Origin of the sequence: Paraburkholderia sediminicola (genome assembly GCF_046030555.1) — a bacterium.
Lineage (GTDB): Bacteria > Pseudomonadota > Gammaproteobacteria > Burkholderiales > Burkholderiaceae > Paraburkholderia > Paraburkholderia sediminicola_E.
On sequence record NZ_JAQQCH010000011.1, the window covers coordinates 1 to 18,813 of the forward strand.

Annotated in this window: 18 protein-coding genes and 1 pseudogene; 12 read left to right on the forward strand and 7 right to left on the reverse strand. The window is 61.6% G+C overall.

What is annotated here, in order from left to right:
* Window positions 1-17: 17 nt before the first annotated feature.
* Entirely contained in the window at window positions 18-1,133 is a 1,116-nt protein-coding gene (locus PQQ52_RS16945; protein WP_408213419.1) for an AI-2E family transporter, read from the reverse strand.
* 271 nt (window positions 1,134-1,404) lie between these two features.
* Here PQQ52_RS16945 and PQQ52_RS16950 point away from each other — a divergent pair, with 271 nt between their 5' ends.
* The 4 genes and pseudogenes from PQQ52_RS16950 (at window position 1,405) to PQQ52_RS16965 (ending at window position 5,332) form a co-directional block, all read left to right on the forward strand.
* Window positions 1,405-2,619 carry a DUF2863 family protein gene (locus PQQ52_RS16950; protein ID WP_408213422.1) on the forward strand — a complete coding sequence of 405 codons (1,215 nt, stop codon included), beginning with the start codon at window positions 1,405-1,407 and terminating at the stop codon, window positions 2,617-2,619.
* Window positions 2,620-2,837: 218 nt separating this feature from the next.
* A pseudogene (locus tag PQQ52_RS16955) lies at window positions 2,838-3,712 on the forward strand (LuxR C-terminal-related transcriptional regulator).
* A 112-nt stretch (window positions 3,713-3,824) separates the two neighbouring features.
* A complete protein-coding gene (locus PQQ52_RS16960) occupies window positions 3,825-4,499 on the forward strand; it encodes an energy-coupling factor ABC transporter permease (protein ID WP_408213425.1) in 675 nt (224 codons plus the stop codon).
* Between the two features lie 167 nt (window positions 4,500-4,666).
* The gene (locus tag PQQ52_RS16965; protein ID WP_408213428.1) at window positions 4,667-5,332 is read left to right on the forward strand and encodes a BspC domain-containing protein; all 666 of its coding nucleotides are present in this window, start codon (window positions 4,667-4,669) and stop codon (window positions 5,330-5,332) included.
* 113 nt (window positions 5,333-5,445) lie between these two features.
* Here the strand turns inward: PQQ52_RS16965 and PQQ52_RS16970 are convergent, their stop codons facing one another.
* Together PQQ52_RS16970 and yaaA are read right to left on the reverse strand one after the other, a co-directional pair.
* Window positions 5,446-6,600, reverse strand: a complete 1,155-nt coding sequence (locus PQQ52_RS16970; protein WP_408213431.1) for a M14 family metallopeptidase — start codon at window positions 6,598-6,600, stop codon at window positions 5,446-5,448.
* A 34-nt stretch (window positions 6,601-6,634) separates the two neighbouring features.
* Window positions 6,635-7,417 carry a peroxide stress protein YaaA gene (gene yaaA / locus PQQ52_RS16975; RefSeq protein ID WP_408213434.1) on the reverse strand — a complete coding sequence of 261 codons (783 nt, stop codon included), beginning with the start codon at window positions 7,415-7,417 and terminating at the stop codon, window positions 6,635-6,637.
* A gap of 57 nt (window positions 7,418-7,474) precedes the next feature.
* On the opposite strand from yaaA, the gene PQQ52_RS16980 reads away from it, so the two are divergent.
* Together PQQ52_RS16980 and PQQ52_RS16985 are read left to right on the forward strand one after the other, a co-directional pair.
* Window positions 7,475-7,963, forward strand: coding sequence for a putative toxin-antitoxin system toxin component, PIN family (locus PQQ52_RS16980; protein ID WP_408213437.1), 489 nt, complete (start codon window positions 7,475-7,477; stop codon window positions 7,961-7,963).
* Between the two features lie 136 nt (window positions 7,964-8,099).
* A complete protein-coding gene (locus tag PQQ52_RS16985; RefSeq protein WP_408213440.1) occupies window positions 8,100-9,272 on the forward strand; it encodes a pyridoxal phosphate-dependent aminotransferase in 1,173 nt (390 codons plus the stop codon).
* Window positions 9,273-9,381: 109 nt separating this feature from the next.
* Here the strand turns inward: PQQ52_RS16985 and PQQ52_RS16990 are convergent, their stop codons facing one another.
* Window positions 9,382-10,029: a glutathione S-transferase family protein gene (locus tag PQQ52_RS16990; protein ID WP_408213442.1), complete on the reverse strand. Its 648-nt coding sequence runs from the start codon at window positions 10,027-10,029 to the stop codon at window positions 9,382-9,384.
* A gap of 126 nt (window positions 10,030-10,155) precedes the next feature.
* Here PQQ52_RS16990 and PQQ52_RS16995 point away from each other — a divergent pair, with 126 nt between their 5' ends.
* The 6 genes from PQQ52_RS16995 (at window position 10,156) to PQQ52_RS17020 (ending at window position 16,569) form a co-directional block, all read left to right on the forward strand.
* A complete protein-coding gene (locus PQQ52_RS16995) occupies window positions 10,156-11,712 on the forward strand; it encodes a 3-hydroxyacyl-CoA dehydrogenase (RefSeq protein WP_408213444.1) in 1,557 nt (518 codons plus the stop codon).
* Window positions 11,709-12,497, forward strand: coding sequence for an oxepin-CoA hydrolase, alternative type (locus tag PQQ52_RS17000; protein WP_408213447.1), 789 nt, complete (start codon window positions 11,709-11,711; stop codon window positions 12,495-12,497). The genes PQQ52_RS16995 and PQQ52_RS17000 overlap by 4 nt, the downstream gene beginning before the upstream one ends.
* 21 nt (window positions 12,498-12,518) lie before the next feature.
* On the forward strand, window positions 12,519-13,235 hold the full coding sequence (locus tag PQQ52_RS17005; RefSeq protein WP_408213450.1) for a histidine phosphatase family protein: 717 nt from the start codon (window positions 12,519-12,521) through the stop codon (window positions 13,233-13,235).
* Window positions 13,236-13,255: 20 nt separating this feature from the next.
* Window positions 13,256-14,362, forward strand: a complete 1,107-nt coding sequence (locus tag PQQ52_RS17010) for a phosphotransferase (protein WP_408213453.1) — start codon at window positions 13,256-13,258, stop codon at window positions 14,360-14,362.
* 62 nt (window positions 14,363-14,424) lie between these two features.
* A complete protein-coding gene (locus PQQ52_RS17015) occupies window positions 14,425-15,684 on the forward strand; it encodes an acyl-CoA dehydrogenase family protein (protein ID WP_408213456.1) in 1,260 nt (419 codons plus the stop codon).
* Window positions 15,685-15,867: 183 nt separating this feature from the next.
* Window positions 15,868-16,569, forward strand: a complete 702-nt coding sequence (locus PQQ52_RS17020) for a glutathione binding-like protein (RefSeq protein ID WP_408213459.1) — start codon at window positions 15,868-15,870, stop codon at window positions 16,567-16,569.
* Window positions 16,570-16,714: 145 nt separating this feature from the next.
* Here the strand turns inward: PQQ52_RS17020 and PQQ52_RS17025 are convergent, their stop codons facing one another.
* Genes PQQ52_RS17025 through PQQ52_RS17035 form a run of 3 tightly spaced genes read right to left on the reverse strand, consistent with a single transcriptional unit; the run spans window position 16,715 to window position 18,813 of the window.
* Window positions 16,715-17,194: a MaoC family dehydratase gene (locus tag PQQ52_RS17025; protein WP_408213462.1), complete on the reverse strand. Its 480-nt coding sequence runs from the start codon at window positions 17,192-17,194 to the stop codon at window positions 16,715-16,717.
* Window positions 17,191-17,649: a MaoC family dehydratase gene (locus tag PQQ52_RS17030; RefSeq protein ID WP_408213465.1), complete on the reverse strand. Its 459-nt coding sequence runs from the start codon at window positions 17,647-17,649 to the stop codon at window positions 17,191-17,193. Before PQQ52_RS17030 ends, PQQ52_RS17025 begins: the two co-directional genes overlap by 4 nt.
* 36 nt (window positions 17,650-17,685) lie before the next feature.
* Window positions 17,686-18,813 (reverse strand): acyl-CoA dehydrogenase family protein, encoded by a 1,128-nt coding sequence (locus PQQ52_RS17035; RefSeq protein ID WP_408213468.1) that lies wholly within the window; start codon window positions 18,811-18,813, stop codon window positions 17,686-17,688.

Genomic DNA, 18,813 nt, shown 5'->3' on the forward strand with positions numbered 1-18,813 from the left:
AGTATCTGGAATTTATTTTAAGGCGCCTTTTCTACGCGGCTCGGTTCATCAACAACCGATGCTTGCACGTCGGGGGCCGAAGCGCGCGCAGCCGGGGCACCGATCGTCCAGTCGTGTAACACGGTATAGGCAACCGCCAGCAACGTTGGGCCGATGAAAACACCAAGGAAGCCAAAAGCGAAGGCGCCGCCCAGGATACCCAGCATCACAAGGATTAGCGGCATGTCACTACTTTTGCCGATCAGGATCGGCTTGATGACATTGTCGGACATCCCCACGACCAACACGCCCCACACGACCAGAAAGATTGCCCAACCCGTTGCACCGCCGTGATACAGCCAGATCGCCGCGGGCAACCAGACGACAACCGGGCCGCCCGGTATCACCGACAGGAAGAATGTCGCCAGCCCAAGCAGCGCCGGCGCCGGGACGCCTGCAATCCAGCAACCGAAGCCAGCGAGAATGCCTTGTACAAGCGCCGTGCCGAGAATCCCGTAGACCACGCCCTTCACCGTGCTGCCCGCCAGCGCCAGCAAATAATCGGCGCGCTCGCCGGCAATGCGCCGCATGCCCGCCCTCAGCCAGGCTGCCGCGCCCTCCCCTCCGGTATAAAAGAAGAATGCAAGCACGATACTCAGCGCCAACAAACCCAAACCGTGCGTAACAGCAATCGCAGCAGCCAGAATCCACTTGCCGGCCGGCGCCGCAAGCGCACGCATTTGCGCGATCAGTTCAGAGTTGCTGCTCGTTACATTCGCCCAAAATGCCTCGATGTTCGAGCCAACTAGCGGAATTCGCCCAACCCACGGCGGCAAATCCGGCAAGCCAGCCTCGAAGAGCCTTTGTACCAACGCGACGATGTCGTGAACGTGCGCACCGAAAGCAAAGCCCGCATAGACGAACGGGCCAAGCACCACGACCAGAATGATGAACACGATCAGCGTCGCAGCCAGCTTCCGCCGCCCACCAACTGCCGTAGTAAGCCGCCGGTACAAGCCCCACGAGCTATAACTGAGAATGGCACCCCACAACAGCGCGGTCGTAAAAGGCGCAAGCACCAGCAGAGACCCGCCCACCAATATGATCAACGCGAACACTGCGGCGAGACGTTCAATCAGTTGGTCCGATTTCACTATGAATCTCCTGTTGTGCCAGACCACAGCGACGAATAGACATACGCTTGCGAGGCGCCCACTGAAGGCAGTCAGTATAGAAGCGAGCCACGCCCCCGGGCCTGTCTTATATCATCCGGCCAGGACACCGCGCAACGCATCTGGCAGCGCCCGCAGCAGGCTTATTTTTAATGCGGAAACGTCCCGATCCATCCGGCATAGTCAGCCAAATAATATGGCGGCATAGAAAAGACTAGAATATAAGGTTCTGTGCCCCCAAATTTCTGGATTTATGCGCTCGCGAATCGCCAAACGTCTCCCTCCCGATGCCGACAAGCTCGTCGGTCTCTCGCTCGCGCTTTTCGCGTCGGGCAGCCGCACCGAAGACCGCTTCTGGGAAGCGAAGCTCGATGCGTTGCTGGCCAAGATCGTCCGCAACGCCAACCAGACTACGCTGGACGCCGCGCTCGATCATCTGCAGCAGAATCATCCTGATGCTTACGGCGCGCTCGCCGACATGGCGGAAACGCACAGTGAGTCGTTCATCGTTGAACATGAAGGCGTTCCTTATGAAGCGCTGCTGATTGCCGCACCCGTGCTGGCCTGGACTCGCTACATGATTCCTTCCGGCCCGCTCAAACCGGATGCAGCCGACGCGCTGCGCGCGCACCTGCAGGCGCATGTGCTCGCGGCCAATACGCGTGTCGCTATGGTGCCGTTCCTGTACAGCATCGATCAACTGCCGCGTCACCACGTCGAAACCTGGCGCATTGCCCAGCAACTCGCTCAAGCAGCGATGGCTGGCGCCCACGCCAAGCTCAATTTCGGCGAATTGCCGGAAACCTCGCCAATCCTGGCCGACCCACGCTTTCTACTGGCTGTGGTCGCGGCGCCGGTGGGTGAGCCGGCGTTTCGCTGGCAGGAAGAAGAAAACGGCACTCGGATCGAGCGTGGCCAATGTCTCGAACAATGGGCAACGCAAGGCGGCGCCAACCTGTCGCTGGCACTGCCCGGATGTGAATTCGAATGTCTGCTGCCGGATGCCTATTATTCAGCCTGCCGCGACGCCGACGAACGCGTGCGCCCTCACACGGTACGTACCGCCGTGCGCTATCTGTTCGACACAATCGGCGCGGCGCCCCAGGAGTTGCGCGCGGTTGTCGCGGGCTTCGGCGAGCGCCGTATCGACGAATACCGGGTCGGCTTTACACGTCGGGGCAGCAACGACGTGATCTACGGCGTCGTGTGGCCACTTTACGGCCGCGAGAACGGCGAACCCGGCATTGATGAAGAACCGCAAGAAACCGCTGCGTCAGACGACCCCCTCGAAGAAATCGTCGCATTACTCAAGGAAACCGGCGTGACAGACGTGCGCCGCCACTCAGGCCGCTTCGAGCCGGAATATTGTGATGACTGCGGTGTCCCGCTTTATGCGGACCCGCTCGGCGAAATCGTCCACGCCGAAATGCCGGAGGACGCGGAGCCCGCGCAACCGCATTTCCACTGACGCATCGGCGTCGGCGTCATTGCGCCGCACCGGCCGACCTCAGGAAACCCCGCCGCGCGCGGGGTTTTTTTATGTCATTCCTCCTATGCCTTTTGGACAGGCCGTCAAAACGGAAGGAATTTGTCATGATAGTGCCGGTGGTGCATCGTAACGCGCCCGGCACTTTCGCCGGCCCGCATGCATCGCGCCACCACGCCCGATTCATCTGGAGACATGGCATGCGATTCTCAATACTCAACTCAGACGGGAACGTCGCGATGGACTCAAAGCACTGCTGCGGCAAATCGACCGCCTGGCGCGCTTTAACGAAGCACAGGATTGGCGTCAGGTTGAACGTACGCTCAAGCGCCTGCGGCCCGACCTGCTTGTGATCGATTGGCAGGACTGGATGTCGGTGGACGATACTCGTCATCTGCTCAGCCATTACCCGGACTTGCGCATCGCAGTGCTGACCGACGAGGTCTCGCCAACTGCCGTGCGGAACCTCATGGACGAAGGCGTGCTCGGCGTGGTCCCCCGCGAAACCGATCCGTGCCTGATCGTGCGCGCTTTCGAAATGGTCCTGCTCGGTGGTCACTACGTGCCGGCCGGCGCACTGGCGCTCAATCCTCCGCTACCGCCGGATGCCACCATCCGGCCGTTCGATGAAAAGAGCCCACCGCCGCGCCGGACCAAACTGTCCAACGGCCTGTCGCCCCGCCAGGAGCAGATCATGCGCTGCGTTCACATGGGCAGCACTAACAAGATGATCGCGCGCACGCTCGGCATCAGTGAAGGCACCGTCAAGATCCATCTGACCAGCATATTCCAGCAACTCGGAGCGCCCAACCGCGCCGCGGCTGTCGCGCTCTACAACGGCTGGCTGTCGGCTCATTTGCAAGTACTGCGCAACGATGCCGAGCGACAGGTTCGTCCGGTAATGGGACAAGCCGGCGTGGTGCCGTTGCGGCGCCGCATGCCGCAGCGCTTCCAGTATCCGTTGCCCGCGAACGACACGGCCGACACGCTGCCAATGGCTGCCGAACCGAACACGACTTACGGCGATACGGCCGCCGGGCCGGCGACGGAGCAGGTCACGCAAGGTTCGGCATAACGTCAGCCGGCGCGCGCGCCAGAATCGGAACGCGCATTTTCTGGCAGCGTTCGCGCCGGCTGGCATGGAATCCGCTCACACCTTTTCTCGTCCAACGAGTAATATGAGATACATGGGTTTCCTCTACACACCGCTTCCGTTCTGGGTCGCTGTCGGTGGCTGGATCGCCACTGCGATAGTGGTCGCGCTCGCGCTGTGGAAAAATCCTTTCAAACGACTTCAGGACGGCACACTCCAGCATGTCTGGCTCGCGCTCATCGTCGCGGTGTCGGTCCTGTGGGCGAGCAACGCGTGGCTCGACGACGGCACCGTTATGCATCTGCTCGGCGCCACGCTGGTCCTCACATTATTCGATTGGGCGCTGGCGCTGATCGCCATGGCGATCGTTACCGGTCTCGCCGCTGTCGTCTTCGACGCCCCCTGGCAGGGCATTGCGCTGACGTTCATCGTGTTCGGTGCACTGCCCGTCGGCATCTCTGCCTTGATCCAGCGCGCCAGCATCGCCTGGTTGCCGCGTAATCTCTTTATGTTTATCTTCGGCCAGGGTTTTGTCTCACCCGCCATCGCCGTGTCGCTCACGGCGGCCGCGGCGCTCGGCGTTCACATTGCGCTCGCCGACGGTTCGATGACCGTGGTGCCTGTTGGCTACGCGTTCAGCGTGCTTCTGCTTGCCACCGGCGAGTCCTGGTTCACGGGCATGTCGACGGCATTGATCGCGGTCTATCGTCCGGCGTGGGTCACCACTTATGATGTGCGTCGGTATCGATTGGGCGGGCCACGTACCTGACACGGGCGCGGCACCAAGCACGTATCTGCGGCAATCGGCCGTCTCGGCACATCAAGCGCCCGAGTCCACGCACCACGACAGGACAAAATATTTGTGTCAGGATTGAACTCCTCCCTCCCGCCGTGCATCTTACGTGCCTCACGTCTCATTAGCGTCTAACGAACTAGATGGATAGCACCAACGTACCGCGCCGATTGCTGCGGTTGGTCGGCCGGTTAGCAACATTTGCAGCGGGTCTCTCGCTCATTTGCACTGCTCCCGCATACGCCGATCAACTCGAACAGCACAACGATCTCGTCAACAAATTTGTCAATGACATGCATGCAGACCCGCTAGTCGCGGACTGCGCTGCGCACGGCAATTTTGTTGCAAGCACATCGACCGCCTTCGACCATGTCGAATTTCCACCCAGCTCTTTCGACAGCGCGCATGCGTCGGTCACCCCCTGGAACGATTCGTTCGACGAGGGCAAGCAGCGCGTCAAAGTGGACAACATCGTCACCGTCGAGGGTCTCGGTATCCGCCAGAGCGGCGACGGAGATCCAGCCGATCTCAAGTTCCGCTGCGGCTATGTGGGCGCCCAGATGCTGGCATTCAGCTGGAACGATCCGGTGCCGCCAGCCCGCGCACATAGTTCCGGATCTACCGGATCGCGCGCCTCCTCAGGCAAGCATAAGAGTGTGAAGGGCAAGCACTCCGCCAGCGGTAAAACCACGAAGAAAGCGACCGGCAAGTCCTCAAAGGCAAGTTCGGGGAAATCATCGCGAACGACCTCCAGCAAGTCTTCGGGCAAATCGACCGCGAAAAAATCCCCGGCGAAAAAGACTCAATAACGGGCAAGAGCCGCGGCCGTTTTAACTGATCCGCGCCATGGCGCCATGCCGGCACTAAAGAAACGGGGCACACACTTTCAAAGTGTGTGCCCCGTTTTTTATACAGTATCCGGTTACGCGAACGTCTCCACGTGCCGCCAAATCGCCTGCAGCATGGCGGCGCCCAGCGACGCGCTACGTTCGCCGTTCCACCCCACCCGCTCGTCCGGCAGATTGGCGTTGTCCTTGAACGGCATCTCCAGCGTCAACGACAAACAGCCGAATTCGTTGCCGATGTACTTCGAAGCCAGCTTGAGCGCGTCCTCGCGATACTTGCTCGCTGCGTAGCCGTACTTGTCCTGGAAGTCCGGACTCGCATGCTTGAACGCTTCGATGAACGCTTTCTGCTCCTCTCCCTGCCGCTCGGTGAAACCCGGCAACATTTCGGAGCCGGCCACGAACACGTACGGCAGCGCTTCGTCGCCATGGATATCGAAAAAGAGATCACAACCGGTCGCGTGAATTGCGTCGCGCACCACCAGCACCTCAGGACTACGCGCGGCGTCCGGCTCCATCCATTCGCGGTTCAGGTTCGCGCCCGTCGCGTTGGTGCGAAGATTGCCGTGCACGCTGCCGTCCGGATTCATGTTCGGCACGATGTAGAAGACTGCGTGATCGTAGAGCTTGCGCGCCACGGGATCGCCCGCCCAATCGCCCCAACCCGCGAGACGCTTTACCAGACCTTCGATAAACCATTCGGCCATCGTCTCGCCAGGATGCTGGCGCGCGATCAGCCAGATCTTTTTCTTGGGTGTGTCGCCGGTTTGCGGCGTGCCCAGCGTCAGTAGCGACATCGGCCGGCCTTCGACCGTCTTGCCCAACTCCGTGAGCGTGGCCTGCGGCATCTGCTGGACCGCACCGAGAAACTCCGAGTGACGCTCCTCGCTATACGGTTCGAAATACGCGTAGTAAATGCGGTCGAAATCCGGCGTGTGGTCGATCGTCAGCACGCGGCCGTCGTAAGAAGTCGGCACGCGGAACCAGTTCACCCGGTCATAGCTTGCCACCGCCAGATAGTCGCGCCAGCCTTCGGCAAACGCGCACGCCGCGGCATTTTCGAATGTCATCACACAGCGCTCGCCGGCCGCACCGGACAGCCTGAAATAGAACCACTGCGCGAACTCGGCGTGGCTGTCGGGCCGCACGCGCAGACGGATGTTGCCGGCGTCTTCGCAAGCCAGCACTTCGATCGCGCCTGCGTCGAAGTTGCTCGTAATCGATAACGTCATGATGTTTTCCCCTGCCTGTGTGCGCGGCAATTGCTTAGTCAGCAATGCGGCGGCGGAATACGTAAGTGGAATCGTTCGAGGCTTCGGCGTCGAATGCGTAGCCTTCAGAGTTGAAGTCTCTCAACTGCTCGGGCTTGTCGAGACGGTTTTCGACCGCGTAGCGCGCCATCAGACCGCGCGCGCGTTTTGCGTGGAAACTGATGATCTTGTAGCGGCCGCCCTTCCAGTCTTGGAACACCGGCGTGACGATCGGCGCGTCGAGCAGCTTGGGCCTGACCGACTTGAAGTACTCACCCGAAGCACAGTTGACCAGCACGCGCGAGGCGGCAGCGCGCTTCTTCAATTGCGCGTTCAAAGCCTGTGTGATCCGTTCGCCCCAGAACGCGTACAGATCCTTGCCGCGCGTATTGGCGAAGCGCGTACCCATTTCGAGCCGGTACGGTTGCAGCAGATCGAGCGGGCGCAGCAATCCGTACAGGCCGGAAAGCACGCGCACGTGATTCTGCGCGTAATCCAGATCGGCCGAGGACAACGTTCTGGCGCCGAAACCTTCGTACACGTCGCCGTTGAACGCGAACACCGCCTGCTTGGCGTTGTGCGTGCCGAAGCTGGGCGACCAATCTGCGTAACGCTGGAAGTTGAGATGCGCAAGCTGATCGGAAATGCTCATCAACGAGCCGATCTGCTGCGGCGACAAAAGACGCAATCCGCCGATCAATTCGGCCGCATCGTCGACGAAATCGGGGATCGTGTGCTTTTTGACATGCGGGGGGGTTTCGTAGTCGAGCGATTTCGCCGGCGACAGAACGATTATCATAGAGGCTTGCAGGCACGCCGTGCCTGGCGGTCAAAGACGAAAGCCAGATTGTAACGAATGCCCGGTTCCCATGCCTCACACGGCGCTTTGCGCGTCGTCCTCGATTCCAATGTCTGGATCGATATTCTCGTGTTCGACGATCCGCACACGCGGCCTATTCGCGCCGCGCTCGAAAGTGGCGCGCTCGCCGCGCTGATCGACGCGCGCTGCCTCGCCGAACTCACCTACGTGCTCGACTACCCGCAATTCGTGCATCGCAATGTCGACAAGGCGGCGGCGCTTGCCGTCGTCGCACGTCTTGCGCAGTTGATCGAGCCCGCGGCCCCCGCGGAAGATGTCCGGCCGTTGCCCAAATGCAAAGACCGCGACGACCAGAAATTCCTCGAGCTCGCGCACGCCGCGCAGGCCGACTGGCTGGTGTCGAAAGATCGCGCGGTATTGAAACTCGCCAAACGGATTGCGCGTGATTTCGGTTTCCAGATTGCACAGCCGGCTCCGTTCGTCAGCGCCTGCATGACAATCGCGGACGAGCCCGCACCGGTATGAACCCTGGCCGGATGGCCAACGTCGGGGCGACTCCGCGCACGCAGCGCCGCGATTCCCTACAATCGGGCTTCGTCCTTTTCGAACGACGCCCCCTGTCAATTTCGCCAACTCGCTCGACCACGCTCCGGACAGCGCCATGAATGCACCGCACGACACACCCATGAGTCCCTCGTTCCCGTCCCGCCTGCCGGACGTCGGCACCACGATTTTCACTGTAATGAGTGCGCTCGCTGCCGAAAAAGGCGCGGTGAACCTCGGCCAGGGCTTTCCCGACTTCGGCTGTGATCCCCGCATTGTCGACGCGGTCGCGAACGCAATGCGCGACGGCCACAATCAATACCCGCCGATGGCCGGCGCCGCGCCGCTGCGTCAGGCAATCTCGGACAAGATCGCGAACCTGTACGGCCGCCGCTACGACGCCACCAGCGAGATCACCGTGACGGCCGGCGCCACGCAGGCGCTGCTGACCGCGATTCTCTGCACGGTGCATCCGGGCGACGAAGTGATCGTGGTCGAGCCGACCTACGACAGCTACCTGCCGTCGATCGAGCTGGCCGGCGGCAAGCCGGTATTCGTCACGCTCGACGCGCCCGACTACGCAATCCCGTTCGACAAGCTCGCTGCCGCGATCACGCCGAAAACGCGGCTTCTGCTGATCAATACACCGCACAATCCGACCGGTACGGTCTGGCGCGCGGAAGACATGCGCAAGCTCGAAGAAATCGTGCGCGGCACCAATGTGCTGATTCTGTCGGACGAAGTCTACGAACACATGGTGTACGACGGCGCACCGCACGAAAGCGTGGCGCGCTATCCGGAACTGGCGCAGCGCAGTTTCGTGGTGTCGAGCTTCGGCAAGACCTATCACGTCACCGGCTGGAAAATCGGCTACGTAGCCGCACCCGCAGCGCTCACGGCGGAATTCCGAAAAGTGCACCAGTTCAACGTATTCACGGTCAACACACCGATGCAAATCGGTCTCGCGGACTACATGAAGGATCCGGCACCGTATCTGGATCTGCCCGCGTTTTATCAGAAGAAACGCGATTTCTTCCGCGCCGGCCTCGCGAATTCACGCTTCAAGCTGCTGCCGTGCACGGGCACGTACTTTCAGTGCGTCGACTATTCGGCGATCAGCGATCTGCCCGAAGCCGAATTCGCGCAATGGCTGACCGGTGAGATCGGCGTGGCGGCGATTCCGGTGTCGGCCTTCTATCACGAGGCCCATGAATCGGGCGTGGTGCGCTTCTGCTTCGCCAAGCAGGAAACCACCCTCGCCACCGCGCTCGACCGGCTGGCGCGGCTCTAGGGCGCCCCGCGCGATGCCGCGAACGAACCCACGTTCCTCGCCATCGCGCGTAGCGGCCCACGCGTGCGTCGCACGCCCGAGTTCCCTTCACCCGCAAACCTGCTGCACTTCAGGCCGGACGCGAGGCCGCGATATACGCCTTGCGATCGTCGGTCACGCGCTGCGCGGCTGGCCGGGCGTTGATTGCCTTCACATAGCTTTTCCAGTCCACGCCGGCGTCGAGCAGCAAATCGCGGCCGTAGATGGTCTGCGTCGCCATGCCCACCAGCGGCAAGCTCACAAAACCTGCTGCGTCGGCGACACTGAAACGCTCACCGCGCAAATACGGTCCGAACTTCGCGATCCGCTTGAAGCCGGCAATGTGATGCGCAAGCAGCTTCTCGACGCGCCCCTTGGTCGCGTCAGTCACGGTGCCGCCGAAGAACGCTTCCTTGTAGAGATTGCGGGCGGTGAGTTCGAGGTGCACATCCACGAATGTGATCAACTCGCGCTCCTTGGCCGCTTCCCACGGGTCGGCGGAAAAAATGGCCTTGTCGGGAAAGCGCGCGGCCAGATACTCGACAATGCTCTGCGATTCGCACAGATCGCCGTGTTCGGTCTGGATATAGGGCACCTTGCCGAGCGGAGAATGCTCGAGCATGGTCTCTTCCTGGTTCGGCATCACGAAGACTTCCTCAAACGGAATGCCGTGTTCGAGAAGCACGAACTTCACCTTGTTGTAATAGTTAGAGAGCGCGAAACCGCACAGCTTGATCATCGGGTGTCTCCTTTCTTCGGGTTGTTTGAGACCGCTCGTTAAAATCAACGCAGCGGCCTTCGATCAATCATCCATTAAATTGCACGATCGTGCTATTCTAAAATAACCATGGAGTCGAGCATCACAATGACCTCTCGCAATTTCAGTATCGAGACTATCGGCATTGTCGGAACCGGTGCAATGGGCCGTGGCATCGCCCAGATTGCGGCGCTGGCGGGTCTCACGGTGCGTCTTTACGACACGAATCCCGCCGCGATCGGCGCCGCGCGCGACTACCTTGCCGAGACTTTCGCCAAATTGACCGCCAAAGGCAAGCTCGATCAGGCCCGCTCGCTCGCCGCCTTGGCGAACGTGAGCGGTGCGCAGGTCATCGGCGATCTGGCCGATTGTGATCTGGTCCTTGAAGCGATCGTCGAAAAGCTCGATGTGAAGCAGGCGCTCTTTCGCGAACTCGAAACGGTAGTGAGCGGCCGTTGCGTGCTGGCGTCGAACACGTCATCGTTGTCGATTACGGCGATTGCAGCGGGCTGCACGAATCCGTCGCGGGTGGCCGGTTATCACTTCTTCAATCCGGTTCCGTTGATGAAGGTCGTCGAAGTGATCGACGGCCTGCGCAGCGATCCCGCCGTCGGCGACGCGCTGATGGAACTCGCGCGCCGCATGGGCCACACGCCGGTGCGCGCGAAAGACATGCCCGGCTTCATCGTCAATCACGCCGGCCGCGGCATGAATACAGAAGGCCTGCGCGTCGCTGGCGAAGGCGTTGCGAGCTTTGCTGACATCGACCGAATCATGCGCGAGCAGGCGGGCTTTCGCCTCGGGCCATTCGAACTGCTCGATCTGACGGCGCTCGACGTATCGCATCCAGTGATGGAGTCGATCTATCATCAGTTCTACGAAGAGCCGCGCTTCACGCCGTCGCCAATCACGGGCACGCGGCTCGCGGGCGGATTGATCGGCCGCAAAACGGGCGAAGGTTTTTACCGCTACGAAGACGGTAAGCAGCAGGTGCCCGCAGAAGCGCCCGCGCCGACTGAACTGCCCCAAAGCGTGTGGGTCAGCAAGCGCTATCCGCAAGCGCATGAAGCCGTCGTGCAACTCATCTCCAAGGCCGGTGTAAAGCTTGACGAGGGTGCCACACCCGCAGCGGACTCGCTGATCATCGTGACACCGTTCGGTCATGACGCGACCACCGCTGCCGTCGACGAAGCACTCGATGCAACTCGCGTTGTCGCTATCGATACCCTGTTCCCGCTAGCCGTCGTGCCGCGTCGCACGCTGATGACGACACCCGCCACCCGCCCCGCCGCACGCGAGACCGCGCACGCACTGTTTGCCGCCGACGGCGTTCCCGTCACGGTGATCCGCGACTCGACCGGCTTCGTCGCACAACGCGTCGTGGCGACCATCGTCAATATTGGCTGCGACATCGCACAAAAGCAGATCGCGACGCCGGACGATATCGACCTCGCCGTGACGCTAGGCCTCGGCTACCCACGCGGGCCGCTTGCACTCGGCGACGCGCTCGGCGCGAAAACGATCCTCACGATCTTGCGCAATATCTTCAGCGTGCTCGGCGATCCGCGCTACCGTCCGTCACCCTGGCTTGCAAGGCGAGCGCAACTTGGTCTGTCGCTGACACAACGCGACGCTGCCGACATTCAAACGGAGACGCAACAATGAGCGCCGAACTGCTGACCTCGCGCCCGACCGAAAGCGAATCAACGCTAGTCCTCACGCTGTCGAACCCCGGCGCGCGCAATGCGCTGCATCCGGACATGTATGCCGCGGGCATCGAAGCGCTCGAATCGGTGGAGCGCGATCCTTCTATACGCGCCGTCGTGATTGCCGGCGCGGACAACTTCTTTTGTGCCGGCGGCAATCTGAATCGCCTGCTGGAGAACCGCGCGAAAGATCCGTCGGTGCAGGCGGAGAGCATCGATCTGCTCGGCGAATGGATTTCGGCGCTGCGTCTGTCATCGAAACCGGTGATCGCAGCCGTTGACGGTGCCGCAGCCGGTGCGGGGTTTTCACTCGCGCTCGCGTGCGATCTGATCGTCGCCGCGGAAGACGCCAAGTTCGTGATGTCGTATGCGCGTGTTGGTCTCACGCCCGATGGCGGTGGTTCGTGGTTTCTCGCGCAAGCGTTGCCACGTCAATTGGCGACCGAAGTGCTGATTGAAGGCAAACCAATCGGCGCCGCGCGTCTGCATGATCTCGGTGTCGTCAATAAACTGGCGAAGACGGGCGCAGTGCGCGACACCGCTGTCGCCTGGGCTGACGAGCTCGGCAAGATTTCGCCGAATTCGGTCGCACGCATCAAAGGGCTCATCAGCGCGGCCGGCACGCAACCGCTCGCTGAACATCTGGTTGCCGAACGCGACGGCTTCGTCGCATCCCTGCATCATCGCGACGGTCTCGAAGGGATTTCCGCGTTCCTCGAAAAACGCGCTCCAGTCTACAAATGAACATAAGCGAACCAAGGGACGATGCCTGAATACCAACTCCCCAAGCGCCGCCGCATCTTCCTGATGCGTCACGGCGACGTGACCTACTTCGACGACAGCGGCCGTGCGATCGATCCTGAGACCGTGCCGTTGAACGCTAACGGCCGCGAGCAGGCAAGCGCGGCAGGCCGTGTGTTTGCCGAACAGCAAGTCCGGTTCGATCGGGTGATCGTGAGCGGTTTGCCGCGCACGGTCGAAACCGCGCGGCGCGTATTGGCCGAAACCGGCCAACAGGTCGAGCTGGAAATCGAACCCGCATGGCAGGAAATTCGCGGCGGCAAACTCAGCAACATTCCGCTGCAGGATATCGAAGCGGCATTTCTCGGCGTATTCGACGGCATCGTGCCGGAAAGCACGCGCTTTCTCGACGGCGAAACCATCGGCGCGTTGTTCGACCGCGTGTTGCCCGCAGTGGCGGCGTTGCGCGAGGACACCTCGTGGGACACCGTGCTGCTGGTGCTGCACGGCGGCGTGAATCGCGCGATTCTGTCGCACGCGCTTACCGCCGGCGGCCGCACTTTCTTCGGCCATCTGGCGCAGGCCACCGGTTGCATCAACGCGCTCGACGTCGGCGCCGAGCCGCGCGACTGGGTGCTGCGCACGATCAACTATTCACCGCCGTCGCCGCTCCATCGCGACGTTCGCAATACCACGATGGAAATGCTCTACGCACAATTCATTCAATACAAGCGTAGCTGACCCCAAACTGGAGGAGACACATGGTGCAAGCCACACAGACCGGCGAACCAGAACACAAACCGGATTATTCGGCCTTTGAGGGCACGCGTCCGGTCAACGAGCGGCAACGCTTCGACAGTGACGCGCTCGCCGCGTGGCTAGTCCAGCATGTCGACGGATTCTCCGGACCGCTCACGTTGGAGCAATTCGCCGGCGGCCAGTCCAATCCCACCTTCAAACTGGTCACACCGTCGCGCTCGTATGTGATGCGAGCAAAGCCCGGACCGGCCGCGAAGCTGCTGCCCTCCGCGCACGCTGTGGAACGCGAATACCGCGTGATGCACGCGCTGGCTGACACCGACGTGCCGGTCGCGAACATGCTCGCCCTATGCGAAGACGAAAACGTGATCGGCCGGGCGTTCTACGTGATGGAGTTCGTCGAAGGTCGCGTGCTGTGGGACCAGTCTTTGCCCGGCATGACGCCTGCGGAGCGCACGGCGGTTTACGACGAAATGAATCGCGTGATCGCCGCACTCCATAGCGTCGACGTCACGGCAGTCGGTCTTGCCGACTACGGCAAACCGGGTAACTACTTTGCGCGCCAGATCGGCCGCTGGAGCAAGCAGTACATCGCGTCCGAAACCGAATCGATCGACGCGATGCAGCGCCTGATCGAATGGCTGCCGCAACATATGCCGGCGGAAACGAGCGAACGCGCCTCGGTCGTGCATGGCGACTACCGGCTCGACAATCTGATCTTCCATCCCACCGAGCCTCGCGTACTTGCCGTGCTCGACTGGGAGTTGTCCACGCTCGGCGATCCGCTCGCCGACTTCGCCTATCACTGCATGGCGTGGCACGTCGATCCGGCGCAATTCCGTGGCATTGCGGGTCTGGACTGGGCGGCCCTCGGCATTCCCGACGAAGCGCAGTACGTCGAGCGCTATTGCAAGCGCACCGGCTTCGAGATCCACGGCGACTGGAATTTCTATCTGGCGTACAACATGTTCCGCATCGCCGCGATCCTGCAGGGGATCATGAAACGCGTGGTCGACGGTACCGCGGCCAGCGCTCAGGCGCTCGATGCCGGCCGTCGCGCGAAGCCAATGGCCGAACTTGCCTGGCGTTACGCACAGAAGGTGCGCTAAGCAGATCGTCACTTCCAGTTGCGCCCCCGAACAAACGTCATTCGTCATCCGCGAGGTCATACATGAATTTCGATTACACCCCGAAGGTTCAGGCGCTGCGCGAGAAACTGCTCGCCTTCTTCGACGAGCAAATCTATCCGAACGAGCATGCGTTCTACGCCGAAATCGCGCGCAATCGCCAGAACGGCAACGCGTGGCTCCCGACCGAACTGATCGAACAACTGAAACAGAAGGCCCGCGACGCCGGCCTGTGGAACCTGTTCCTGCCTGAATCGGTACGCGGCGCCGGGCTGACGAACCTCGAATACGCGCCGCTGTGCGAGATCATGGGCCGCGTGCCCTGGGCGCCGGAGGTGTTCAACTGCAACGCGCCCGACACCGGCAACATGGAGACGATCGAGCGCTACGGTAGCGACGAGAACAAGCGCGAATGGCTTGAACCGCTACTGCAGGGACACATCCGTTCGGCGTTTCTGATGACCGAGCCGGAAGTGGCGTCGTCGGACGCGACCAACATCCAGACGAGCATCGTGCGCGACGGCGACTACTACGTGATCAATGGCCACAAGTGGTGGTCGTCCGGTGCGGGGGATCCGCGCTGCAAGATCTACATCGTGATGGGCAAGACCGACCCTGAGGCGCCACGCCATGCGCAGCAGTCGATGATCCTGATCCCGGCCGATGCCACCGGCATCACCGTGCACCGCCCTCTCACCGTATTCGGCTACGACGACGCGCCGCATGGTCACATGGAAATCACGCTCGAAAACGTGCGCGTGCCGGCCACCAACATGCTGCTCGGCGAAGGACGCGGCTTCGAAATCGCCCAAGGCCGCCTCGGACCGGGACGCATCCACCACTGCATGCGCTTGATCGGCCTTGCCGAGCGCGCACTCGAACTCATGGCTAAACGCTCCATGCAGCGCGTCGCTTTCGGTAAGCCAATTGCCGCGCAAGGCGTCACACAGGAGCGCATGGCCGAAGCACGTTGCATGATTGAACAGGCGCGTCTGCTGACGCTGAAGACCGCGTACATGATGGACACCGTCGGCAACAAAGGCGCACGCGGCGAGATTGCCATGATCAAGGTGGTTGCGCCGAATATGGCATGCCAGGTGATCGACTGGGCGATCCAGGCGCACGGCGGCGGCGGCGTCAGTGACGATTTCCCGCTGGCGTATGCGTACGCATCCGCGCGGACCTTACGCTTCGCCGATGGTCCCGACGAAGTGCACCGCAACGCGATCGCCAAGCTCGAACTGGCGCGCTATATGGATGCGGATGCTGCGGCTCGCGTGGAGACGCCGATTACGCGGGTTTGAGCGTTTGAGTGTTTGTTCGCCTGAACGCGTGTTCCAGGTTAGCTTGCACGGCGGTGGGCGGCGCCGCGAAGTCGAAACGAGTCCGCGGCGCCGCGCGCCAGCAGCATCGTCCGATCTGTGCTCTAATTTTCGTCAACTGCGGCGCCCTTTGTGGCGCCGCTTCCACGAAACGAAGGAGCCAGGATGATCGACCTCTACAGCTGGGCAACCCCGAACGGCCATAAGGTTCACATCATGCTCGAGGAGACGGGCCTCGCGTACACCGCGCATGCAGTGGATATCGGCGCGGGGGATCAGTTCAAACCCGAATTCCTCGCTATCAGTCCGAACAACAAGATTCCGGCGATCGTCGACTCCGAGGGTCCCACGGGGGCCGACGGCAAGCCGTTTGCGCTATTCGAGTCAGGCGCGATTCTGATTTATCTCGCCGAGAAAACCGGCAAGTTCCTGCCGACCGATCCGGCCGCACGCTATGCCACGCTGCAGTGGCTGATGTTCCAGATGGGCGGATTAGGTCCGATGCTCGGGCAAACGCACCACTTCCGCATCTACGCGCCGGAGCCGATCGAATACGCGATCAATCGCTACACGAATGAAACACGGCGTCTCTATGGCGTGATGGATACGCAGCTCGGCAAGACACAGTATCTGGCCGGCAACGACTATACGATCGCCGACATCGCCGCGTTTCCGTGGACCCGTTCGTGGCAAAACCAGGGGATCGAACTCGACACGCTTCCGAACGTGAAGCGCTGGCACGAGGAAATTGCCGCACGTCCGGCGGTGGTGCGCGGCGTCGAGGTGCTGGCGTCAGCCCGCAAGCCGCTCATGGACGACAAGGCTAAAGAGATGCTGTTCGGTGCAACGCAGTACGCCAAGCGGTAATCGTGCCGCCGATCGCATCGGCGCTCGCCTCCATTAACAATGACCGCAACTGCAGCATTACCATCCGTAGAAATGCCGACATGAAAAAGCGCGAGACGGCATCACTGCCACTCGCGCTTTTTGCCAACCGCCCGGTTGTGAACGGTTAGAAGTAATGCCGCGTGATGAACTCCGCGACACATACCGGCCGCTCACTGCCCTGCCGCTCCAGTGTCACATTCCACTCAACCTGCACGCCGGCGTTTTCGACGTCGGTGACGGATTTCACTGCAAACCGGGCACGCAACTGCGAGCCCACCAGCACCGGCGACGTGAACCGCACGCGATTCAATCCGTAATTGACGCCCATGCGCTGCTCGAGCGCCACCGTCTTGCCCAGCAGCGCCGGAATCAACGACAGCGTCATGAACCCATGCGCGACCGGACCACCGAACGGCGACTCACGCCGTGCCCGTTCGGGGTCGACGTGAATCCATTGATGATCGCCGGTGGCTTCGGCGAAACGTTCGACGCTTGCCTGATCGATTGTCAGCCAGTCGCTAACGAGCGGCTCAGCGCCAACCAACGCACGCAGCGCCGTTGCGTCGCCAAAGGTTGTAACAGGCACCGCGCTGCTGCCCGTCATGACACGACTCCCGGATTGCGCAGTCCGAACAAGCCCTTGGAGCGCACCGTGATCACCGTTTCGCCGTGCTGGTTGATGCCTTCCCATTGCGTCGAAACGATGCCGCGATCCGGTTTGCTCTCCGAAACGCGCTTGTCGAGTACGGCGTTCATCATCGTGATCGTGTCGCCAACGCGCACCGGCTTCAACCAGCGGATCTCGTCGATACCGGGCGAGCCCATCGACGTGGAACCCGCGATCGCATTGCGCACCAGCATGCCCATCATGACCGAACAGGTGTGCCAGCCGCTCGCGACCAGTCCACGAAACGGCGACTCAGCGGCTGCAGCTTCGTCCAGGTGAAACGGCTGCGGATCAAACTTCTCCGCGAACTCGACAATCTCTTCACGCGCAAAAGTATGCTTACCGATTTCGGTAGTCGTGCCAACTACCATGTCCTCGTAACTCAGACCCATCGTCACACCTCTTTCTTATCCGATTCGACCGGCTGATCAAGCTTCGGCAGAGACAAAACCGGGCAGCGCGGCGAACCGCGCGAGATGGTGATCGACATCGCCCAATGTGGTTTCGATGATAGCAAGACGTTTGAAAAGATGTGCCGCCGCGACTTCGTTCGTGACGCCCATGCCGCCGTGCAATTGGACCGCCTGCTGACCGACGAAACGCGCGGCCTGACCGACGCGCGCCTTCGCCGCCGAGACCGCGCGGCGACGTTCGTCGGCGTCCACGCTGGTGTAGCGCATGGCCGCCAGATAGGTGACCGAACGCGCCTGCTCGGCATGAATCAACATTTCGACCATGCGATGCTGCAACGCCTGAAAACGCGCGATCGGTTGACCGAACTGCTGGCGCGTCTTCGTGTACTCAACCGTGGCGTGGTTCAGTGCGTCGAGCGCGCCGACCGCTTCCGCACACAGCAATACCGTGCCGTAGTCTGCGATGTGCTCGAGCGCGGCGGCACCCGCGTATTTGCCGGTGAGCTGGCGTGCCGGCGTGCCAACGAAATTGAGCGTTGCGGCGCGCTGGCCATCGATTGTGCGGTAGTCGGTGACTTTGACGCCGACCGCATCGCGGGCGACGACAAAAAGCGCAATCTCGCCATTCAGCCGGGCCGGCACGATCCAGTAATCCGCCTGTGCGCCGTGCAGCACAACCGATTTCGTGCCCGTCAATGTCTGCTGTTCGCCCTGCCCGCTCGCGGCTGTTTCGACCTCGAACAGGTCGTAGCGTGCGTGGGGTTCGTGAAATGCCACTGCCAGCTTGATTTCGCCCTGAGCCGCGCGTTCAAGCAGCGATGCGTCTTCGCCCTGCCCGGTGCCCGCAAGCCGTAGCGCTTCGATACCCACCGCGGTCGCCCAATACGGCTCGACCACCAAAGCACGGCCGAGTTCCTGCATGACCACCAGCATGTCGATCGGGCTGCCGTTGAAGCCACCCTGCACTTCCGGCACCGGCAACGCGGTCAGCCCCAGTTCGGTGAAAGCTGTCCAGTGCGTATCCGACACACCGGATTCCGAACGCACGATCGCCTGCCGCGCTTCGAACCCGTAGCTCTTGTCCAGATAACGGCGCAGCGCGTCAGCGAATTGCTGTTGTTCGTCGTTGAAAGTGAAGTCCAT